This is a genomic window from Micromonospora sp. DH13 (assembly GCF_020873825.1).
GTDB classification, from domain to species: Bacteria; Actinomycetota; Actinomycetes; order Mycobacteriales; family Micromonosporaceae; genus Micromonospora; species Micromonospora haikouensis.
On sequence record NZ_JAHWGR010000127.1, the window covers coordinates 1 to 256 of the forward strand.

The 256-nt window shown below is 73.4% G+C and carries 1 pseudogene; it reads left to right on the forward strand.

The features are described from left to right. Positions 1-256, forward strand: a pseudogene (locus LPA42_RS33570) (hypothetical protein); the annotation flags it as partial.

Below are 256 nucleotides of genomic sequence, written 5' to 3' on the forward strand. Positions count from 1 at the left end.
GGGACGTGGACCCGGCCGGACGACACCACTCTGCTCGTCACCGCCGGCGGCGACAGGGTAGTGCGGCTGTGGGACCCCAACAGCCTGCAACCCGCCGGCGAGCTCCACGGCCACACCGACGCCGTGAATGCGGTGGGGACGTGGACCCGGCCGGACGGCACCATCCTGCTCGTCACCGCCGGCGGCGACAGGGTAGTGCGGCTGTGGGACCCCAACAGCCTGCAACCCGCCGGCGAGCTCCACGGCCACACCGACG